Consider the following 16,348-nt stretch of genomic DNA (forward strand, 5'->3'; position numbering starts at 1 on the left):
ATTCGCCTTGCAGGTTGGCGGCAATTCTTCAGCATCATCGACATGAACAGATTCATTTCAGTCCTCTTGGGCATTCTCGCTTTGGCGTCACAATCCGCGTCCGCCGATGACGGAAGGGAGATTCTGGGCGTTTGGACTACGACGGACAACAAGAGCCAGGTGGAACTCTTCAAGGTGGACGACAAGTTGCACGGAAAGATCATCAGTTTGAAAGAACCCAACTGGCCGGCCAACGACGAGAAGGGCATGGGGGGCAAACCGAAGAATGACCGGAACAATCCCGATCCCAAGTTGCGCGACCAGCCGATCATCGGTCTGGAATTTATGAGCGGCTTCACTTACTCCGGCAAGAAACGGTGGGAGAGCGGAAAAATCTACGACCCGGAAAATGGCAAGACCTATAAATGCAAACTGAGCCTCGTCTCGACCAACCGGCTCGATGTGCGCGGTTTCATCGGCATTTCGTTGATTGGTCGCACGGAAGTCTGGACGCGGTGAGTGCCGGAGTCCGTGTGGAGCAACTGGACCTCGATTCGGCCAGAAAAGAACTTGCTTGGGAATGGGGTGGTCGGTAAGTTCCAACGCCTTTTGGTGGCACCCATAGCTCAATTGGATAGAGCATCTGACTACGGATCAGAAGGTTTCAGGTTCAACTCCTGATGGGTGCGCCAGTTCTGATTTCCGATTTCTGGGCTTGATTTTCTGCAGTCGCCGGCGGCCTGTCATTTCATGGAGCTATTATAGGTTCAAGGAATTAATTTCAAATCGCCTCGCGTCTGCGTTTGACATTGGAGGTTTGGTCGCTAGTGTGATTTAGATGCTTCCTTGAAACAGGTTTTAAAATGGAAAGGTAGTTGTGGCTGAAAAAGATGATTATCTGGTAGATATTTTGGTGGACCTCGGTTTCGTAACCGCCGAGCAGGTGGAGGGACTCCGGGGTGAGGCACAGACGGCCGGCGTGGGGGTGGTGGACTTGATGGTGGCCAACAAGGTCATCCGTCCGGCAGACGTGACCCAGGCCAAGGCCGCGCACTTCGGTGCCGAGGTGGTCAACTTGAGCGAGATGCGTTTGACGGACGATGTGCTTTCAGCCATCCCCCGGCACATCGCCAAGAAATATCGCGTGGTGCCGGTGTTCAAACACGACGGGAGCGTAACCGTGGCACTCAGCGATCCCTCCGATCTGGATACGATCGACAGTTTGAATCATTTGCTCCATGGGCAGATTGAAGTGCGCGTGGCGTCGGAGCAGGATATCGAAGCGGCCTTAAATAAGTATTACGGCGCGGCGCAGGATGGCATCAGCAAGATGATCCAGGACATCACGGAGGGCGAAGTCGAGATTCCCAAACTCCCCGGCGCCGGCACCGGTGATGATGGCGCGGCGGTGGAAGCGGATGCGCCGATCATCAAACTCGTGAATTCGCTCATCGTTGAAGCGTTCAAAATGCGTGCGTCCGACATCCATTTGGAACCGTTGTCGAAACGTTTTCGTGTGCGTTACCGGATTGACGGGATGTTGCACGAGATCAAAAGCCCGCCCAAACGTTTGCAGGCCGCGATCCTGAGCCGGTTGAAAATCCAATCCAACATGTCGATTTCCGAACACCGGATTCCGCAAGACGGACGTATTCAAACTTCGGTCGGCGGTAAAATGATCGACTTGCGCGTGTCCTGTCTGCCCACCAATCACGGGGAAAGTATCGTGATGCGTATTTTGGACAAGGAAGGTTTGCGTCTGGGCCTGCCAGAATTGGGATTTTTTACGGACGACCAACAAACGTTTGAGCGATTGATTGGATTGCCCGACGGGATATTGCTGGTGACCGGGCCGACCGGTTCTGGAAAGACCACGACGCTGTATTCGTGCCTGCATTTCATCAACCGGCCCGACCGCAAGATCATCACGGTGGAGGACCCGGTGGAATATCAACTGGCCGGCATCAACCAAGTGCAGGTGAATGAAGCGGTGGGGCTGACGTTTTCCATGGCGTTGCGCTCGATGCTCCGGCAGGCGCCCAACATCATCATGTTGGGGGAAATCCGCGATTTGGAAACCGCCACCATCGCCATCAACGCGTCGCTGACCGGTCACTTGGTTTTCTCCACGCTGCACACAAACGACGCGCCCAGCGCAGTGACACGTTTGATCGATATTGGCGTCAAGCCGTTTCTAGTCGCTTCTTCGACGCGCGCATTGATGGCGCAGCGACTGGTGCGGAAGGTTTGCAAGCGTTGCGCGGCGCCGTATCAACCGTCGGAGGCGGAGCTGCGCACGTTGAACATCGACCCCACGCAACTGGCCGAGGCCAAATTCCAAAAGGGCAAAGGGTGCGCCGATTGCTCCCAGACCGGATACCGTGGTCGATTCGGAATCTTTGAGATATTTGTTATTGATGATGAGGCCCGCAAATTGATTTATGAACGAGTTCCTTCCTCGGTCTTGCGCACGCGCGCCCGCGAAATGGGCATGCGCACGTTGCGCGAAGACGGCGTCCGCAAAATCCTGGCCGGACTGACCTCGCCCGATGAAGTCATTCGCGCGACGGTGGGCGACGTGGATTAGAAACCGCCGTGCCACTCATTCATTCAGGGCGATTGACAAATGTGCCTCGGAAGTCACAAATTCTCGCGTGCTTACATTCCCGTGTTAAGGTCTAATTAAAAACCTGAGTATGTCGTATTCGATGTCTGATCTGTTGCAGTTGGTGGTTTCCGAGGGTGCGTCTGATTTGCATTTGCGCGTCGGCGTGCCGCCTGTGATCCGGGTGCACGGGATTCTGCACCGCGTGGAGGGGCCGTTGCTGACGGCGGATGACACGGACGAATTGATGCGCAGCATCACCTCGGAGGACCACATCCAGCAGGTTCGGGAACGCGGTGGCGCCGACTTCGGTTTCGCTTTTGGCGACCTGGCACGCTTCCGCGTAAGTGTGTTCAAGGAGAAGGGACATTTCGGTTCGGTGTTGCGGCAGATTCCCAGCAAACTGCTGACGATGGAGCAGATTGGCCTGCCGCCATCGGCCAGGGAATTACTCTACAAACCGCGCGGCCTGGTGCTGGTGACCGGGCCGACCGGTTCCGGCAAAACGACCACGCTGGCGTCAATGATTGACATCATCAATCAGGAGCGCGACGAGGTGCATATCATCACCGTTGAAGACCCGATTGAATACTACCACACGCACAAGAAGGCCCTGGTCACGCAGCGGGAGGTGCACGTGGACGTGCCCAATTTTGCCGAAGCATTGCGCCGCGCGTTGCGCCAGGACCCCGACGTGATTCTGGTCGGCGAATTGCGCGATCTGGAAACGATGGAAGCAGCCATCACCGCCGCCGAAACCGGCCACTTGGTTTTCGGCACCCTGCACACGACGGGCGCGGCCAAGACGATTGACCGCATTGTGAATGCGTTTCCGGTCAACCAACAGGAGACCATTCGCATTCAGCTTTCCACGGTGTTGCAGGCGGTCATTTCGCAGTTGCTGATTCCGCGGATTGATAAACCGGGGCGCGTTGCCGTCTTTGAAATCATGATCAACACGCCCTCCATTGGCGCGCTGATTCGTGACAACAAAACGTTCCGGCTCAACTCGGACATTCAGACCGGCGCCAAATACGGCATGGTCACGCTGGACAGTTTTCTGATCGACAAATACATGCAGGGAATGATTGATCGGGAGGAAGTCGTGACCAAATCCCAGGATCCAGTCACCATTCAAGCCAAACTGCAGGAATTGGAATTGGCCGCGGCCACGGGTGCGGATGCCGAGGATAAGGGCAAGCCTCCAAAGTCGTAACTCAATTAGATTATGGCAGAAACCAATTCCGATCCTCTTTTGGCGCTGGTTCGCGAGCGCGAACTGATCGATGACTTGCAACTCGAGGAAGTCACGGCGGAGCACGCCCGGAGTGGCAAGCCCGTCAGCCAGATTTTGCAAGACTTTGAAATTCTGGATTTGCCGACGCAACTCCAGGTCATCGCTGATTATCTCGGCACGGAGGTGGTCACTCTCAATGAGCGGGACCTATCGCCGGAATTGTTGAAAGCCATCCCACCCGCCACGGCGCGGATGTATCAATGTTTGCCGGTGGCCCAGCACGGTTCGACGCTTCAGGTGGCTCTGGCGGATCCGCTGAACCCTGCCCGCCTGGATGAACTCCAGTTCATCATCAAGCGAGACACCCAGCTCGTCGTGGCCGATCCGGCGCAAATCGAGAAGGCCATCAACAAATGGTACGGCGAGGACAGTGAAAGCGTTTCTGATATTCTCAAGGAACTGGGCGCTGATGCCGACATTGCGAAGGAAGTCAACGAGGCGGTGGCCACGGACAACGTGGCCGAATTGAGTGAACTCGCCAATGACGTGCCAATCGTCCGGCTGGTGAATCTGGTTCTGGTGCAAGCGGTGCAGGACCGTGCCAGTGATATTCACTTTGAGCCGTTCGAGGATGAATTCAAAATCCGTTATCGCGTGGACGGCGCGCTTTATGAAATGGCGCCGCCGCCAAAGCACCTGGCCCTGCCGGTCATTTCGCGCCTGAAAGTCATGGCGAATATGAACATCTCCGAACGGCGCCTGCCACAGGACGGCCGCATCACGTTTCCCGTCGGCAACCGGATGATCGACATGCGTGTGTCCACCTTGCCGACGCAATTTGGTGAGTCGCTGGTGCTGCGCGTGCTGGATCGTTCCGCCGTCAACCTCGAAATCGAATCGCTCGGTTTTCCCAAGTATGTGCATGACTATGTGACCGAGGCGATTCAACGGCCCAACGGTATTTTTATCGTTACTGGTCCCACCGGTTGCGGCAAGACGACGACACTTTATTCGGCCTTGCGCAGAGTCAATACGATTGATTCCAAACTGCTGACCGCCGAGGATCCGGTGGAATACGACATCGAAGGCATCATGCAGGTCGCCATCAACGAAGCCGTGGGATTGACCTTCAGCAAGTGCTTGCGCTCGTTCTTGCGGCAGGACCCGGACGTGATCATGGTGGGTGAAATGCGCGACCTGGAAACGGCGCAGATTTCCATTCAGGCGTCGCTGACGGGTCACCTGGTATTGAGCACGCTGCACACCAATGATGCGCCGGGGGCGGTCACGCGGATGATCGACATGGGCGTCGAACCTTTTTTGATATCTTCGACGCTCATGGCGGTGCTCGGCCAGCGTTTGGTGCGCACCATCTGCAAGAACTGCCGCACGCCATTCGAGCCGACGGAAACCCAGTTGGCGCTCCTCAATCTTTCGCCGCATGATCTGGGCGACAAAGTGTTTTATTACGGTCGTGGTTGCGCCAATTGCAACGATTCCGGTTACAAGGGTCGCCGCGGCATTTTCGAATTGTTGACGATCAACGATGCCATTCGTGCCCTCATTAACGAACGCGCCCCCACCGTGGTGGTCCGGCAAAAGGCGGTAGAATTGGGCATGGTCACCTTGCGCGAAGATGGCTTGCGTGGCATCTTCGACGGAGATACAACCATTGAAGAAGTCGTGAAATACACCTGAGGAAAGGACCGGTTATGCCAAGATTTAATTATGTGGCCATGGATTCACGTGGCAAGGAAACCAAAGGGACGTTGGAAGTGGCCAACCAGAACGAGGCCATCGCGCGCGTCAAGGAGATGGGTTTCTTCCCCACCAAGATCATCGAAACCGACAAGGTAAAGGACAAGGGTGAAAAGAAGGCGAGGCCCGCCGCCAAGGCCGCCGGGAAAAAGGGTGGCTTTAACATCAACATCAAGATTCCCGGCCTGAGCGGCAAGGTGAAATCAAAGGTCCTGACCACGTTCACCCGCCAGTTGGCGACGCTGGTCGATGCGGGGTTGCCGTTGTTGCGCGGGTTGCGAGTGTTGCAGAAGCAGGAGAAGAATCCTACCCTCAAGGGTATCATTGGCGAGCTGGCATTGTCGATCGAAGGCGGCAGCACCTTTTCGGAAGGACTGGCTCAACACCCCAAAGTATTCAACCGACTTTACGTCAATATGGTCAAGGCCGGCGAAATGGGCGGCGTGCTGGAAGTGGTGTTGAACCGACTGTCTGAGTTCATGGAAAAGGCGCAGAAGATCAAAGGCAAGGTCATCGCGGCCATGTTTTATCCGGTCGCGGTCATGATTGTGGCGGTCGCGATCCTCGGTGTGTTGATGGTGTACGTGGTGCCCAAGTTCCAGGAGGTTTTCGAGGGCATGTTGGAAGGCTCAAAGTTGCCGGCTTTTACCCGGCTGGTTTTGGGGATCAGCACCGCCATCAAGGACCACATCATCGTTACGGCCGGTATCGTGGCGGGGTGCGTCATCGTTTTCCTCATAATCATCCGGACAAAAATCGGCCGGCGGATTTTTGACAAGGTGAAACTAAAAATGCCGGTGATCGGCCCGGTCATCAGCAAGGTCGCCATCTCCCGCTTCACTCGCACGCTGGGCACCCTGGTCAGCAGTGGCGTTCCCATTCTTCAGGCCTTGACGATTGTGAAGGAGACGGCTGGAAATGTGATTGTGGGCAATGCCGTTTCTGCGGTTCACGAAAGCGTGAAGGAAGGTGAAACCATCACGGCCCCGCTAGAAGCCTCCAACGTATTTCCCCCGATGGTCATCAGCATGGTGGACGTCGGTGAGCAAACCGGCGCGTTGCCGGAGATGTTGTTGAAAATAGCCGATAACTACGATGAAGAAGTGGACAATGCCGTCTCAGCCATGACCTCGCTCTTGGAACCGATCATGATTGTCTTCCTGGCAGTGATTGTGGGCAGCATTGTTATTGCAATGTTTCTGCCGCTGATCGAGTTGATGAACAGGGTTGGAGACTCGGGAGGCGAAAAGGGCGGCGATTAACACGAGCTGGTTTGGATTGGTTTTCACAGCCACCGGGTTCAGCTCGGTGGCTGTTTTTTATGAAAACTGCATTTTTGTCATTGACAGCCGAAAACGCCTCATGTAAATACAATGTAATTACATTGCATTGGCGTTTATATGACATCTAGCTCAATATGGAGTTCGATTGGAATAATCCGCCATTCAATTTGAATAGCTCTTTGACGCCGAAGGACATTGAAGAATCATTCGAAGATCCTTTTGCAGTGCGGTTATTACCGGATTCACCCCGATTCTCGGTTCAGGCGCGGTTTTTTAACCTGGGGACATCCGCCAGTGGCATTGGAATCTTCAGCGTTTATCGGACGAACGGCAAACAGTTGCGAATAATCGAAGCGCGTCCTTTTGAGCCTGAGGAGCGGTTCTTTTATCAGCGTAAAATGGAGCAGACGTTGTCGCAGTAAGACCGTGAATGGCGAACCAGAACAAGTAGTCGGGAATTGAATTAACATGAATGCAATCCTCGCATGGGAAGACGTGCCGATCTTCGATAGCGAGAAGGCCGAGTCGGATTTCTGGACGGAGAACCGGTTGGATGTGCGGTTGATGGAATCCGCCGTGGCAAGCGCGAGCGAGGTTTCGGAATCGGTGACCATTACGCTGCGGATCGATCCCCGGATGCTGGCGCGGATCAAACGGCTGGCGCGGTCACGCTACTTGAATTATCAGAGCATGATTAAACAATGGTTGAGCGAACGGATGGAGCAGGAATTCCGCGACCACTAAACTTAAATCGTCAGGATGAAAAACAATTCAAACCGTCGCGCGGCGCAGGCATTCACGCTGATCGAGCTACTCGTCGTCATCGCCATCATGGGGTTGCTGGCGGGTATGGTTGTGGCGCTGATGCCGCTTGCCACTGCTGGACCCAAGATCAAAAAAACCCAGGCCGAACGAGACGCCATCATCACCTCGATTGAGGCGTACAAGGCCAAAAAGGGATTTTACCCGCCCGACAATCCCACCAATGCAGCCTTGAACCAGCTCTATTACGAATTAGTCGGGACGACCAACAACGGCACTTTATTTGTGACGTTGAGCGGCAAAGACTCGATCCAATCGTCGGTCATGCAAGCCCAATTTGGGGTCGCGAATTTTAACAATTCGACCAAGGCCGCCAAGGGAAGTGATGATTTTGATGTCCAAAATTTTCATAAAAGCCTGAAACAAGAAATTCAGACCAAAGTAGTGCCACCGGGTGTGAGGATTCTCGTTGCGCCGGTGGACGGGCCGAACAGACAGCGAACCAACGCTTGGCGCTACGTCTCCTCCAATCCCACAAACAACCCCGGTTCCTTCGATCTGTGGGCGGACATCGTGGTCGGTGGAAAAACCAACCGCATTTCCAACTGGAGCAAAGATCCCATCATCATTGGAAACTGAAGCCACAACACCAACTCGAACCACTATGACGCTGATCACCAAACCCCGTGGAATTGTCCGCCGGTTGAGCGTGAATTGGTCGGAGCGCGCTTGGACACCGCGCATCATTGTGCGACCCGCCGCGCGTGTGACTGGTTGGTGGATGGATCGTTGTCGCTCACATTCTCCCTTGGTTCGACTGCCTCGGATTCGTGCCGGTCACTTGCAACCCTTCAACCTCAAATTTATGAAAAATTCATCACGACCCTTCTACATTGCGCCTCGCGGCTTCACCTTGATTGAACTGCTGGTGGTCATCAGCATCATCGGCATTCTGGCCGGCCTGTTGTTGCCGGTGCTGGCTGCGGCGAAGAAAAAGGCCCAGATTGCGCAAGCAAGAACGGAAATGCAGGGAATTGTCGCCGCCATCAACGCGTACGAAACTGCCTACAGCCGGTTTCCCGCCTCCAGTGATGCCGCGGCGGCGGTCGATCCCAACGATGGTCCTGATTTTACCTTCGGGACGGTCCTCCCCAACAAGGCCGTCTTAAAAGACAAGAAAGGCAGGGACCTTCCTCGCATTCAAAATCTGGCTGCGGCCAAGAAAAAGGATTATCAAAATTGCAACGCTGAAGTGATGGGCATTCTGCTGGATTTGGACAAGTACGGAAATGGCACGCCCACGGTGAACATCAACCACGTGAAGAATCCTCAACGCACTCAATTCCTGAACGTCAAGACGGTCAGCGATATCAAATCTCCCGGCATCGGCCCGGACGGAGTGTATCGTGATCCTTGGGGCGATCCGTACATCATCACCATCGACTTGAACTATGACAACAAAACGCGGGACGGCTTTTATGCGCTCGCAATCGTGTCGCAACTCAGCGGAAACACGGGCATCAACGGACTTTACAGCAGCACGGGCAACCGGAATGACTTCGAGGTCAACCTTTCGGTGATTGTCTGGTCGTTGGGACCAGATGGCAAAGCAGATCCCAATGTGAAGGCCGACCGTCTCGTGAACAAAGACAATGTCTTGAGTTGGAAATAAACTGGCCATGACCCGCTACCGCAACAACCAGCAGACCACCACGCCGCAGCGCGCGCCCCGCCGCGCGGCTCGGCGGTCGTTGGTTTTGTCGCTGCCTGGTGTGGGTTGTCGCCGTGGAATTCGCACAGCCTCAGCCTTCACTCTGATCGAGATGCTGGTGGTCATTGCGATCATCGGGATCTTGGCGGCGATCGGACTGCCAGCCATGAGAGGTTTCGGAAAATCCAATGCGCTCACAGCGGCTGTCCGGCAACTTCAGGATGACGTCAGTCTGGCCCGGCAACGCGCCATCAGCGGACACACGGACGTTTACCTCGTCTTCATCCCACCCAGCATCGCGAATTTTCCCATTGCCTCACTAACGGACGTGAACAACCGGAAGGTCTTCACGAATTTGGTCAGCGGCCAATACACCACCTATGCGCTGTTCTCCTCCCGCAGCGTGGGCGAACAACCGGGACGTTCCAACCCGCGTTATTTGACTCAATGGAAAGCACTGCCGGAAGGGATGTTCATCGCCGCGAGTAAGTTCGCCTTCTACAATTCCGCGATGCCGGATTACACCCGCGCGTATCCGACCAACCGGCCATTTCCATTTCCGCTCGCGACGAACAACACGACTCCATTGAACCTGCCCTATATCGGTTTTGACTATCAGGGCCGGTTGATCAGCGGACGGGACGAAATCATTCCCCTGGCGCGCGGCAGTATTCTTTATGACCGGAACCCCGACGGCAGCCTTGTAATCGGGCCGGCGGATGTGAAGGAGACCCCGCCCGGCAATTCCATCACCAGTTCCAATCAGATTCACATCGAGTGGCTGACCGGGCGCGCCCGTGTCGAAAGCCAGCCAGTCCAATGAAGTTTAATTTGTCATATTCGAAGCGACCCACCCCTTACCCCTCCCGGGAGGGGAAACCAAGGTCGTCCGCTTTCAGGAGTTGCTCCCCTCCTTGGGAGGGGTTGGGGGTGGGTTTTTGTCGCGAGACCGCCTTCACCATGATCGAAATTGCCCTTTGCCTGGCGATCATCGGCTTTGCGCTGGTGGCGATCATCGGGGTCCTGCCGACGGGCATGCAGGTGCAGAAGGACAATCGCGAGGAAACCATCATCAATCAGGACGCGACCTATTTGATCGAAGCCATTCGTGGCGGCGCGCATGGCTTGGATGATCTGACTAACTACGTGGATCTTATCCGACTTGTCACTGTGACTTTTCCTGCGGGCGCTCCCGTCACCCAGACCTTCACCTATACACGAACCAACGGGCCGCTGCTGCTCAATTCCGGGGAGCGGATCATCGGGCTGTTGAGCACGCCCAAGTATCAGTACACCGCCATCACCAACAACAAAGGCGATTTCAGCTACTCTGTCACCCGCAGCAACTATGTCACTGCTTACTTGCGGGCCATCAGCGGTTCGGCAGTGGAAAAAGCGACGAACGCGGACGCCCGCGCGTTTGCTTTCAGCTACCGTGTGACGCCGGAGATCATTCCCTACACGCCACCGGTTGTGATGCCGTCGAACTTCTGGCGATATGCGGAAAATCAGCAGACCAACCTTTATGAGCTGCGGCTCTTATTCCGCTGGCCGGTCCAGCCCAATGGGAACATCGGCAATGGCCGCCAGATATTCCGGACCACGGTCAGCAGCACGCTCACATCAACGAACATCGGGCAACCAGTCACCACCTTGTATTTCTTCGAACCGCGTTCTTACGCGCACGTGTTGCCATGACGATGAGAACTTGCAACTTCAACCGTTTGATTGATTCGAGGAACTGGCGTGCCTCGCGTCCTCGCGGCCAGCGCCCTTGCTGGCTGTCCAGCCTCGCTTTTTCACTCATCGAAATCATGGTTGTGGTTTCCTTGATGACGGTGATTGTTCTCGGTTTGATGGCGATGTTCGGCCAGACCCAACGCGCCTTCCGCAGCAGCATGACCCAGGTGGACGTGCTGGCTTCCGGTCGGGCGACGATGGATTTGCTGACGCGCGAGCTGGAGCGAATCACCCCATCCTATCTTGCCAACGTGACCAATTTTTACGTCCGCCGCAGCCCCTTCAATCTTCTGCTTCAGCCGCTGCCCGCCTCCAAAGAGACGCGGACGAATGTGGTGGATGAATTCTATTTTCTGTCCCGCGAGAACCAGCAGTGGTCGGGCATCGGCTATCTGGTCAGCCCGACAGGCGACGGCGTGGGCACGTTGTACCGCTTTTACATGACCAACTCTCCGGCCACGAGCATCACCAACCTCAGCTATAGTTTTCAACAACCCACCTCGTTCACAAATCTGAATCGCATTGCCGAAGGAGTCGTTCACTTCCGCGTGCGGGCTTACAACACGAATGGGTTTTTGATGTATGGCAGCACCAACGTGAACATAACTGTGCTGGCCGACCCCGTCGTCCCGGGTGAGATTCAATCCTACTTCCGCAGCAACGCGCTGCCCGCGTATGTGGAAGTGGAATTGGGAATTCTGGAGCAACGGACCTTGGAGCGGGCGCGTTCCATTCCGGATTTGACCGCGCGGCACTCTTTTCTCACAAACCACGTGGGCCAGGTCCACCTGTTCCGCCAGCGTGTCGCGGTGCGCAACGTTGATCCCACAGCTTACTAATGAAACGTAACTCGCAACAAGGCGTCGCCCTGGTCATCACCCTGATCCTGCTCTCGGTGATCACCTTCATGGCCGTCACCTTCCTCGCCGTGAGCCGGCGCGAACGTGTCGCCGTGACCACTCAATCCGATCAGACGGACGCCAAACTGGCGGCGGACGCGGCGCTCGAGCGGGCGAAGTCGGCGATGATCGTGCCGATCATGGCTTTTTCCAATGCCCAGTTGGTTCAACTACGTGTCTCCACCAATTTCATCAACCCGCTGGGTTTTGAATCGCCGCTGCCTCCCAACGGCAATCGTTTTACCAACGTCAACTACGACTTCTCAACGGCGAAAAGGAATCTCAAACCGCTTACCCCTGCTCAGATGGAGCAGAACATCGCCAACCTGCTCTACGACCCGCGCCCGCCGGTGTTCATCCGAACAAACCGCGCAAAGCCCGGCGTTTCCGATTTTCGTTTCTACCTCGATTTGAATCGCAACGGGCGTTTCGATCCCAGCGGCTTTTTGCCAGTCACCAATAATCTCGGACAACAGGTGCTTGACGCCAACGGTCGTGCCATCACCAACCTTTTCATTGGCGATCCGGAATGGGTCGGTGTATTGGAGCGGCCCGATTTTTCGCACTCCGCCACGAACAAGTTTATCGCACGCTGGGCCTACATTGTGTTGCCGGCGGGTGCCGCGCTCGATGTGAATTACATCCACAATCAGACGCTCGCCAACAAGAAACTGAAGGGGGGCGACGGTTTTGAGCGCAACCAGGGTTTTGGTTCCTGGGAAATAAATCTGGCTGCTTTCCTGCGCGACTTGAATACGAACTTTTGGACATACACCTACAACAAGCCTGTCGATCCCAATCTTGACAATCCCGGAACGGCCTTTGATGACGCGCGATCCTTTTTGAACTACCGTTACGCCGGCGGCCTTAACACCTTGAAGAGCGTGGCGAATTTGTTTGGTCCTGCTGCCGCAACCGCTTTTGCAAGAGACAGTATCGACGGCTACGCGGATGGGCCGCTCATGAAGACGGTCTATGCGCTTCGATATCCTCCGAATGACGATAATTCCGGAAACCCTTGGCCCGGTGCCGACAGCGTCCAGCATTATTTCACCACCCAGGAATTTTTTGTCCCGAACAAGACATCGCGCGATTTTACCAATCGCTTGTTAAACGCCAGCCAGGGTAGAAGCTCCTACGACCAGTACACCTATTACCGCCTGCTCTCGCAACTGACGACGGATTCCGCCCCGGACCCGGCGGACAAAATGAATCTGAACTATGACAATCTGGTTCAGCGAAATCCGATTTCGGGCACGCTCAGCGCGACGAATTTTATTCCGTGGCGGCCCATTGATTTCTTCACCAATGCGGCGAACCGGCTGTTGCAGTCGGTGAGCAACCTGGGGATTTTCAATTTGACGGTTACAAACATCCCAATTTATCCGACCAACTATTACACGCCGGCCGTGCATCGCCTCCTGCAACTGGCCGCGAACATGTACGACGCGACGACCAATCGCACATATCCAGGCGCAACGACGTATCCTTATCTGCCTTCAGTTTTCCGTCCGATTTTTCGAAAGGATGTTGCGGGCACAAATTTCAATATCTTCATTGCGGGTTATGTTGAGGAGGTCAACGCCCGATTGGTCACTGCGCCTCCCCCATACGTGGATTTGCGGAACAATGCGACAAATGCACCTATTCGCCCACTGGTTGGAAATCCCATTGACCCCAATGACCCAACGGAGCCAATGGTCTATGGTATCCCCTTGGTCATCGGCGCGAAGAAAGGCTTTCCCAATTTCAACGAGTTCGCCATGCAAAACGTCGTCCAAGTCACCCGCAAGCTGGAGTTGCGAAAGGACAAGGGAACCGAACGGCTGTCTGAAACGAATCAAATGTATGTAGTCGGCATCTCCAACGTCATCGGCGTCGAGGCGTGGAATTCCTACACCAATCCGTATCCGCGCGCCTTGGACATGTACGTGACGAATCAACTTTCCATCGTCATGACCAATGAATTTGCGGCCGTGCCCCCGCTCCGTTTCACCAATCTCACAATGGGGCAAATGCTGCGGCCTCCGAATAACTTTCCGATTCCCGCCAACAACTGGCAAGGCTTTGTCAACCCAGTATATCCGCAACAGTCCTTCCGCATACCGTTGCTGACGAACGTGGTTTTTTTGACGAACTCAGTCTATCGGCAAGGCCCGCCCAGCCAGTTTCTGCCGTTGACGGCTCCCTTTGAGCGCCGCGTGGGTTTCCCGGTTCCACAATGGGGATTGAGTGTGACCAATCGCCTGCTTTACATTCTCGTTGATCACGACACTCGTCGCATAGTGGACTATGTCGATTTGATCGGCCTGGATGACCACATAGACATAACCCGTGAACTCGTCGGTAGCTCTAATGTTCGGAATGAATCCAGCACCTTCGGTAATCAGTGGCGCACTAATCGGCTCAATAATCGCACCGACAAATTTGTGCCGACCGTCGGCATCATCAATCAAATCGAAGTTTCGGAGGGCAACCAGCCGGTGAGTTTGAACGACTGGAACAGCTTCAGCCTCCAAAACGTCAATGGCCAGGATAAAGACAAGGCCATCGATGGCTTTCGCGTGTTCATGGGTCTCTCGCCATTGCACTATCCAGGCACCGTCAACACGAACCTCATTCAACAGGCGCCATTCACACCCACTCGCAAGATTTACCATTATACTTCCCGTCAAGCCAACGACCCCTTGGTGCACTACACGTTGAGTGATTTGATCGGCACCAATGACAATAACTTCATCACGCCGCCCAATCAGCCCGTGGCGACGCTCAATGAACACAATCTTGCCAAGATAAACGATCAATACCAGCCGTGGGGCGGCAACCCGCTTCAGAGTCTCTCCCAGACCGGCACTGAGACGAACGCCTTCAATCTGGCGGTCAAGGACCCGCTCGTGAAAACGTCAAACGATTGGGACTTTCCGACCAACAAACTGCCGAACCTTGGCTGGCTTGGTCGCGTCCATCGCGGCACGCCCTGGCAGACGGTGTATTTGAAATCGGCCCTCGTGGGTCAGGCCGCCTGGCAGAAGTGGACCGGGAATTATTTTGATCCGCTGCGGACGGTGCCGGCGCAGGATTGGAACTTGCTCGACTATTTCACCGTGGCGCCCAACGACAACGCCAGTCGCGGCCAGATGTCGATCAACAATTCCGACATCGCGGGCTGGTCGGCCATCCTCAGTGGGGTCATCGTGCTAACCAACAGTTCGAAGCCAGACGATTTGAACCAGCCTCAACCCATCTTGAAATTTGACCCGCTGGTGATTGAACCGGCCGGCGTGGACGGCACCAACTCTCCGCTATGGAAAATTGTGGACGGCATTAACCGGGAGCGGAATCGGAAGGACAACAACGGCAATTTTGTTCACCCCGGCCAGACCTTCCAGCATGTGGGCGATTTTCTGGCCACGCCGGAACTGACGGTCGCTTCACCATTCTTGAACGTGACCAACAGTACCCAGTTGCGGAGGGGATTGAATGACGCCGTGTACGAACGCATTCCCCAGCAGGTTCTTTCTCTGCTCAAAGCCGGTGAGCCGCGGTTTGTGATTTATTCGTATGGCCAATCGCTGAAGCCAGCAGACCGCTCGATCGTTCAAAGCGGCCCGTTTAGCGGCATGAGCACAAACTACCAGATCACCGGCGAAACGGCCACGCGGACGGTGATCCGCATCGAAGGCGCGCCGAACAATCCTCGTGCTGTAATTGAAAGTTTCAACGTGCTGCCGCCGGATTGAGATTGTGGCTATGAAACGCTTAACTCCTGTTCACCTAATCGAGACCACCGCAAGCGTATGAAGTCAGAGTGTACATCCGCCCTCACCCCGGCCCTCTCCCCCAAGAGAGGGAGTTTCTGCTGGACGGCGTTTGGATTGTGTGGAGCGGCGAATGCAAAAGGCCGTCAGATTTTCTTGCTGACGGACGAAGCTCCACCCTCTCCTGGGGCACGGGGCCGGGGTGAGAATTCCTGGAAAGAGGATTTCGCGCGCTGGACCAATGAACCCACCCCTGACCCCTCCCAGGAGGGGAGAGGGGCAACGTTTGATTGTTCCCCTCCTGGGAGGGGTCAGGGGGGGGGTCGGTGGCAGGTTCACGGGGAGGGCGAGCGTTCGTCATTAAATTCTGCATTTGTCCATAGGGTTGTTTAAGTTATGCGAATGCGACCGATGTGGTGGTTTTTGTTGGGCTTGATGTTGTTGGTGCTAGGCGCATACGTCTGGCATTTAAGCGACGAATGGCAGGTCCGGAAGAACCGCACGACTTCGCCCAATCTAAACGAACGCTCCACTTCACCAGCAAAGAGTGTCCGGCTTGACTCTACGAATGCCGCACAATCTCCGCGCCTGGGGCTGTTGAGCACTCCATCGAATC

Annotated in this window: 12 protein-coding genes and 1 tRNA gene; all 13 read left to right on the forward strand. The window is 55.3% G+C overall.

Features of this window, described 5'->3' with window-relative positions; genetic code table 11:
• Positions 1-42 precede the first annotated feature (42 nt).
• The 13 genes from HY298_04475 (at position 43) to HY298_04535 (ending at position 15,714) form a co-directional block, all read left to right on the forward strand.
• Positions 43-498, forward strand: a complete 456-nt coding sequence (locus tag HY298_04475; protein ID MBI3849534.1) for a DUF2147 domain-containing protein — start codon at positions 43-45, stop codon at positions 496-498.
• Positions 499-594: 96 nt separating this feature from the next.
• Positions 595-671 (forward strand) — tRNA-Arg (locus HY298_04480).
• A gap of 185 nt (positions 672-856) precedes the next feature.
• Positions 857-2,566 carry a Flp pilus assembly complex ATPase component TadA gene (gene tadA / locus HY298_04485; protein MBI3849535.1) on the forward strand — a complete coding sequence of 570 codons (1,710 nt, stop codon included), beginning with the start codon at positions 857-859 and terminating at the stop codon, positions 2,564-2,566.
• Between the two features lie 109 nt (positions 2,567-2,675).
• Positions 2,676-3,800: a type IV pilus twitching motility protein PilT gene (locus HY298_04490; protein ID MBI3849536.1), complete on the forward strand. Its 1,125-nt coding sequence runs from the start codon at positions 2,676-2,678 to the stop codon at positions 3,798-3,800.
• A 12-nt stretch (positions 3,801-3,812) separates the two neighbouring features.
• On the forward strand, positions 3,813-5,519 hold the full coding sequence (tadA, locus tag HY298_04495) for a Flp pilus assembly complex ATPase component TadA (GenBank protein MBI3849537.1): 1,707 nt from the start codon (positions 3,813-3,815) through the stop codon (positions 5,517-5,519).
• A 14-nt stretch (positions 5,520-5,533) separates the two neighbouring features.
• Positions 5,534-6,841 carry a type II secretion system F family protein gene (locus HY298_04500; GenBank protein ID MBI3849538.1) on the forward strand — a complete coding sequence of 436 codons (1,308 nt, stop codon included), beginning with the start codon at positions 5,534-5,536 and terminating at the stop codon, positions 6,839-6,841.
• Between the two features lie 489 nt (positions 6,842-7,330).
• A complete protein-coding gene (locus HY298_04505; GenBank protein ID MBI3849539.1) occupies positions 7,331-7,606 on the forward strand; it encodes a hypothetical protein in 276 nt (91 codons plus the stop codon).
• A 15-nt stretch (positions 7,607-7,621) separates the two neighbouring features.
• Positions 7,622-8,263: a prepilin-type N-terminal cleavage/methylation domain-containing protein gene (locus tag HY298_04510; GenBank protein ID MBI3849540.1), complete on the forward strand. Its 642-nt coding sequence runs from the start codon at positions 7,622-7,624 to the stop codon at positions 8,261-8,263.
• Between the two features lie 226 nt (positions 8,264-8,489).
• On the forward strand, positions 8,490-9,296 hold the full coding sequence (locus HY298_04515) for a type II secretion system protein (GenBank protein MBI3849541.1): 807 nt from the start codon (positions 8,490-8,492) through the stop codon (positions 9,294-9,296).
• 7 nt (positions 9,297-9,303) lie between these two features.
• On the forward strand, positions 9,304-10,158 hold the full coding sequence (locus HY298_04520; protein ID MBI3849542.1) for a prepilin-type N-terminal cleavage/methylation domain-containing protein: 855 nt from the start codon (positions 9,304-9,306) through the stop codon (positions 10,156-10,158).
• 137 nt (positions 10,159-10,295) lie between these two features.
• On the forward strand, positions 10,296-11,033 hold the full coding sequence (locus tag HY298_04525; GenBank protein ID MBI3849543.1) for a hypothetical protein: 738 nt from the start codon (positions 10,296-10,298) through the stop codon (positions 11,031-11,033).
• Between the two features lie 116 nt (positions 11,034-11,149).
• Positions 11,150-11,914 (forward strand): hypothetical protein, encoded by a 765-nt coding sequence (locus tag HY298_04530; GenBank protein ID MBI3849544.1) that lies wholly within the window; start codon positions 11,150-11,152, stop codon positions 11,912-11,914.
• Entirely contained in the window at positions 11,914-15,714 is a 3,801-nt protein-coding gene (locus HY298_04535; protein ID MBI3849545.1) for a hypothetical protein, read from the forward strand. Before HY298_04530 ends, HY298_04535 begins: the two co-directional genes overlap by 1 nt.
• Positions 15,715-16,348 lie beyond the last annotated feature (634 nt).

The organism is Verrucomicrobiota bacterium, assembly GCA_016200005.1.
Lineage (GTDB): Bacteria > Verrucomicrobiota > Verrucomicrobiia > Limisphaerales > PALSA-1396 > PALSA-1396.

What these genes read in the sequence shown, in the direction of transcription:
- HY298_04475 (MBI3849534.1), top strand. Translation starts at nt 43, where the DNA reads ATGAACAGATTCATTTCAGTCCTCTTGGGCATTCTCGCTTTGGCGTCA.
- HY298_04490 (MBI3849536.1), top strand. Translation starts at nt 2,676, where the DNA reads ATGTCGTATTCGATGTCTGATCTGTTGCAGTTGGTGGTTTCCGAGGGT.
- tadA (MBI3849537.1), top strand. Translation starts at nt 3,813, where the DNA reads ATGGCAGAAACCAATTCCGATCCTCTTTTGGCGCTGGTTCGCGAGCGC.
- HY298_04500 (MBI3849538.1), top strand. Translation starts at nt 5,534, where the DNA reads ATGCCAAGATTTAATTATGTGGCCATGGATTCACGTGGCAAGGAAACC.
- HY298_04505 (MBI3849539.1), top strand. Translation starts at nt 7,331, where the DNA reads ATGAATGCAATCCTCGCATGGGAAGACGTGCCGATCTTCGATAGCGAG.
- HY298_04510 (MBI3849540.1), top strand. Translation starts at nt 7,622, where the DNA reads ATGAAAAACAATTCAAACCGTCGCGCGGCGCAGGCATTCACGCTGATC.
- HY298_04515 (MBI3849541.1), top strand. Translation starts at nt 8,490, where the DNA reads ATGAAAAATTCATCACGACCCTTCTACATTGCGCCTCGCGGCTTCACC.
- HY298_04520 (MBI3849542.1), top strand. Translation starts at nt 9,304, where the DNA reads ATGACCCGCTACCGCAACAACCAGCAGACCACCACGCCGCAGCGCGCG.
- HY298_04525 (MBI3849543.1), top strand. Translation starts at nt 10,296, where the DNA reads ATGATCGAAATTGCCCTTTGCCTGGCGATCATCGGCTTTGCGCTGGTG.
- HY298_04530 (MBI3849544.1), top strand. Translation starts at nt 11,150, where the DNA reads ATGGTTGTGGTTTCCTTGATGACGGTGATTGTTCTCGGTTTGATGGCG.
- HY298_04535 (MBI3849545.1), top strand. Translation starts at nt 11,914, where the DNA reads ATGAAACGTAACTCGCAACAAGGCGTCGCCCTGGTCATCACCCTGATC.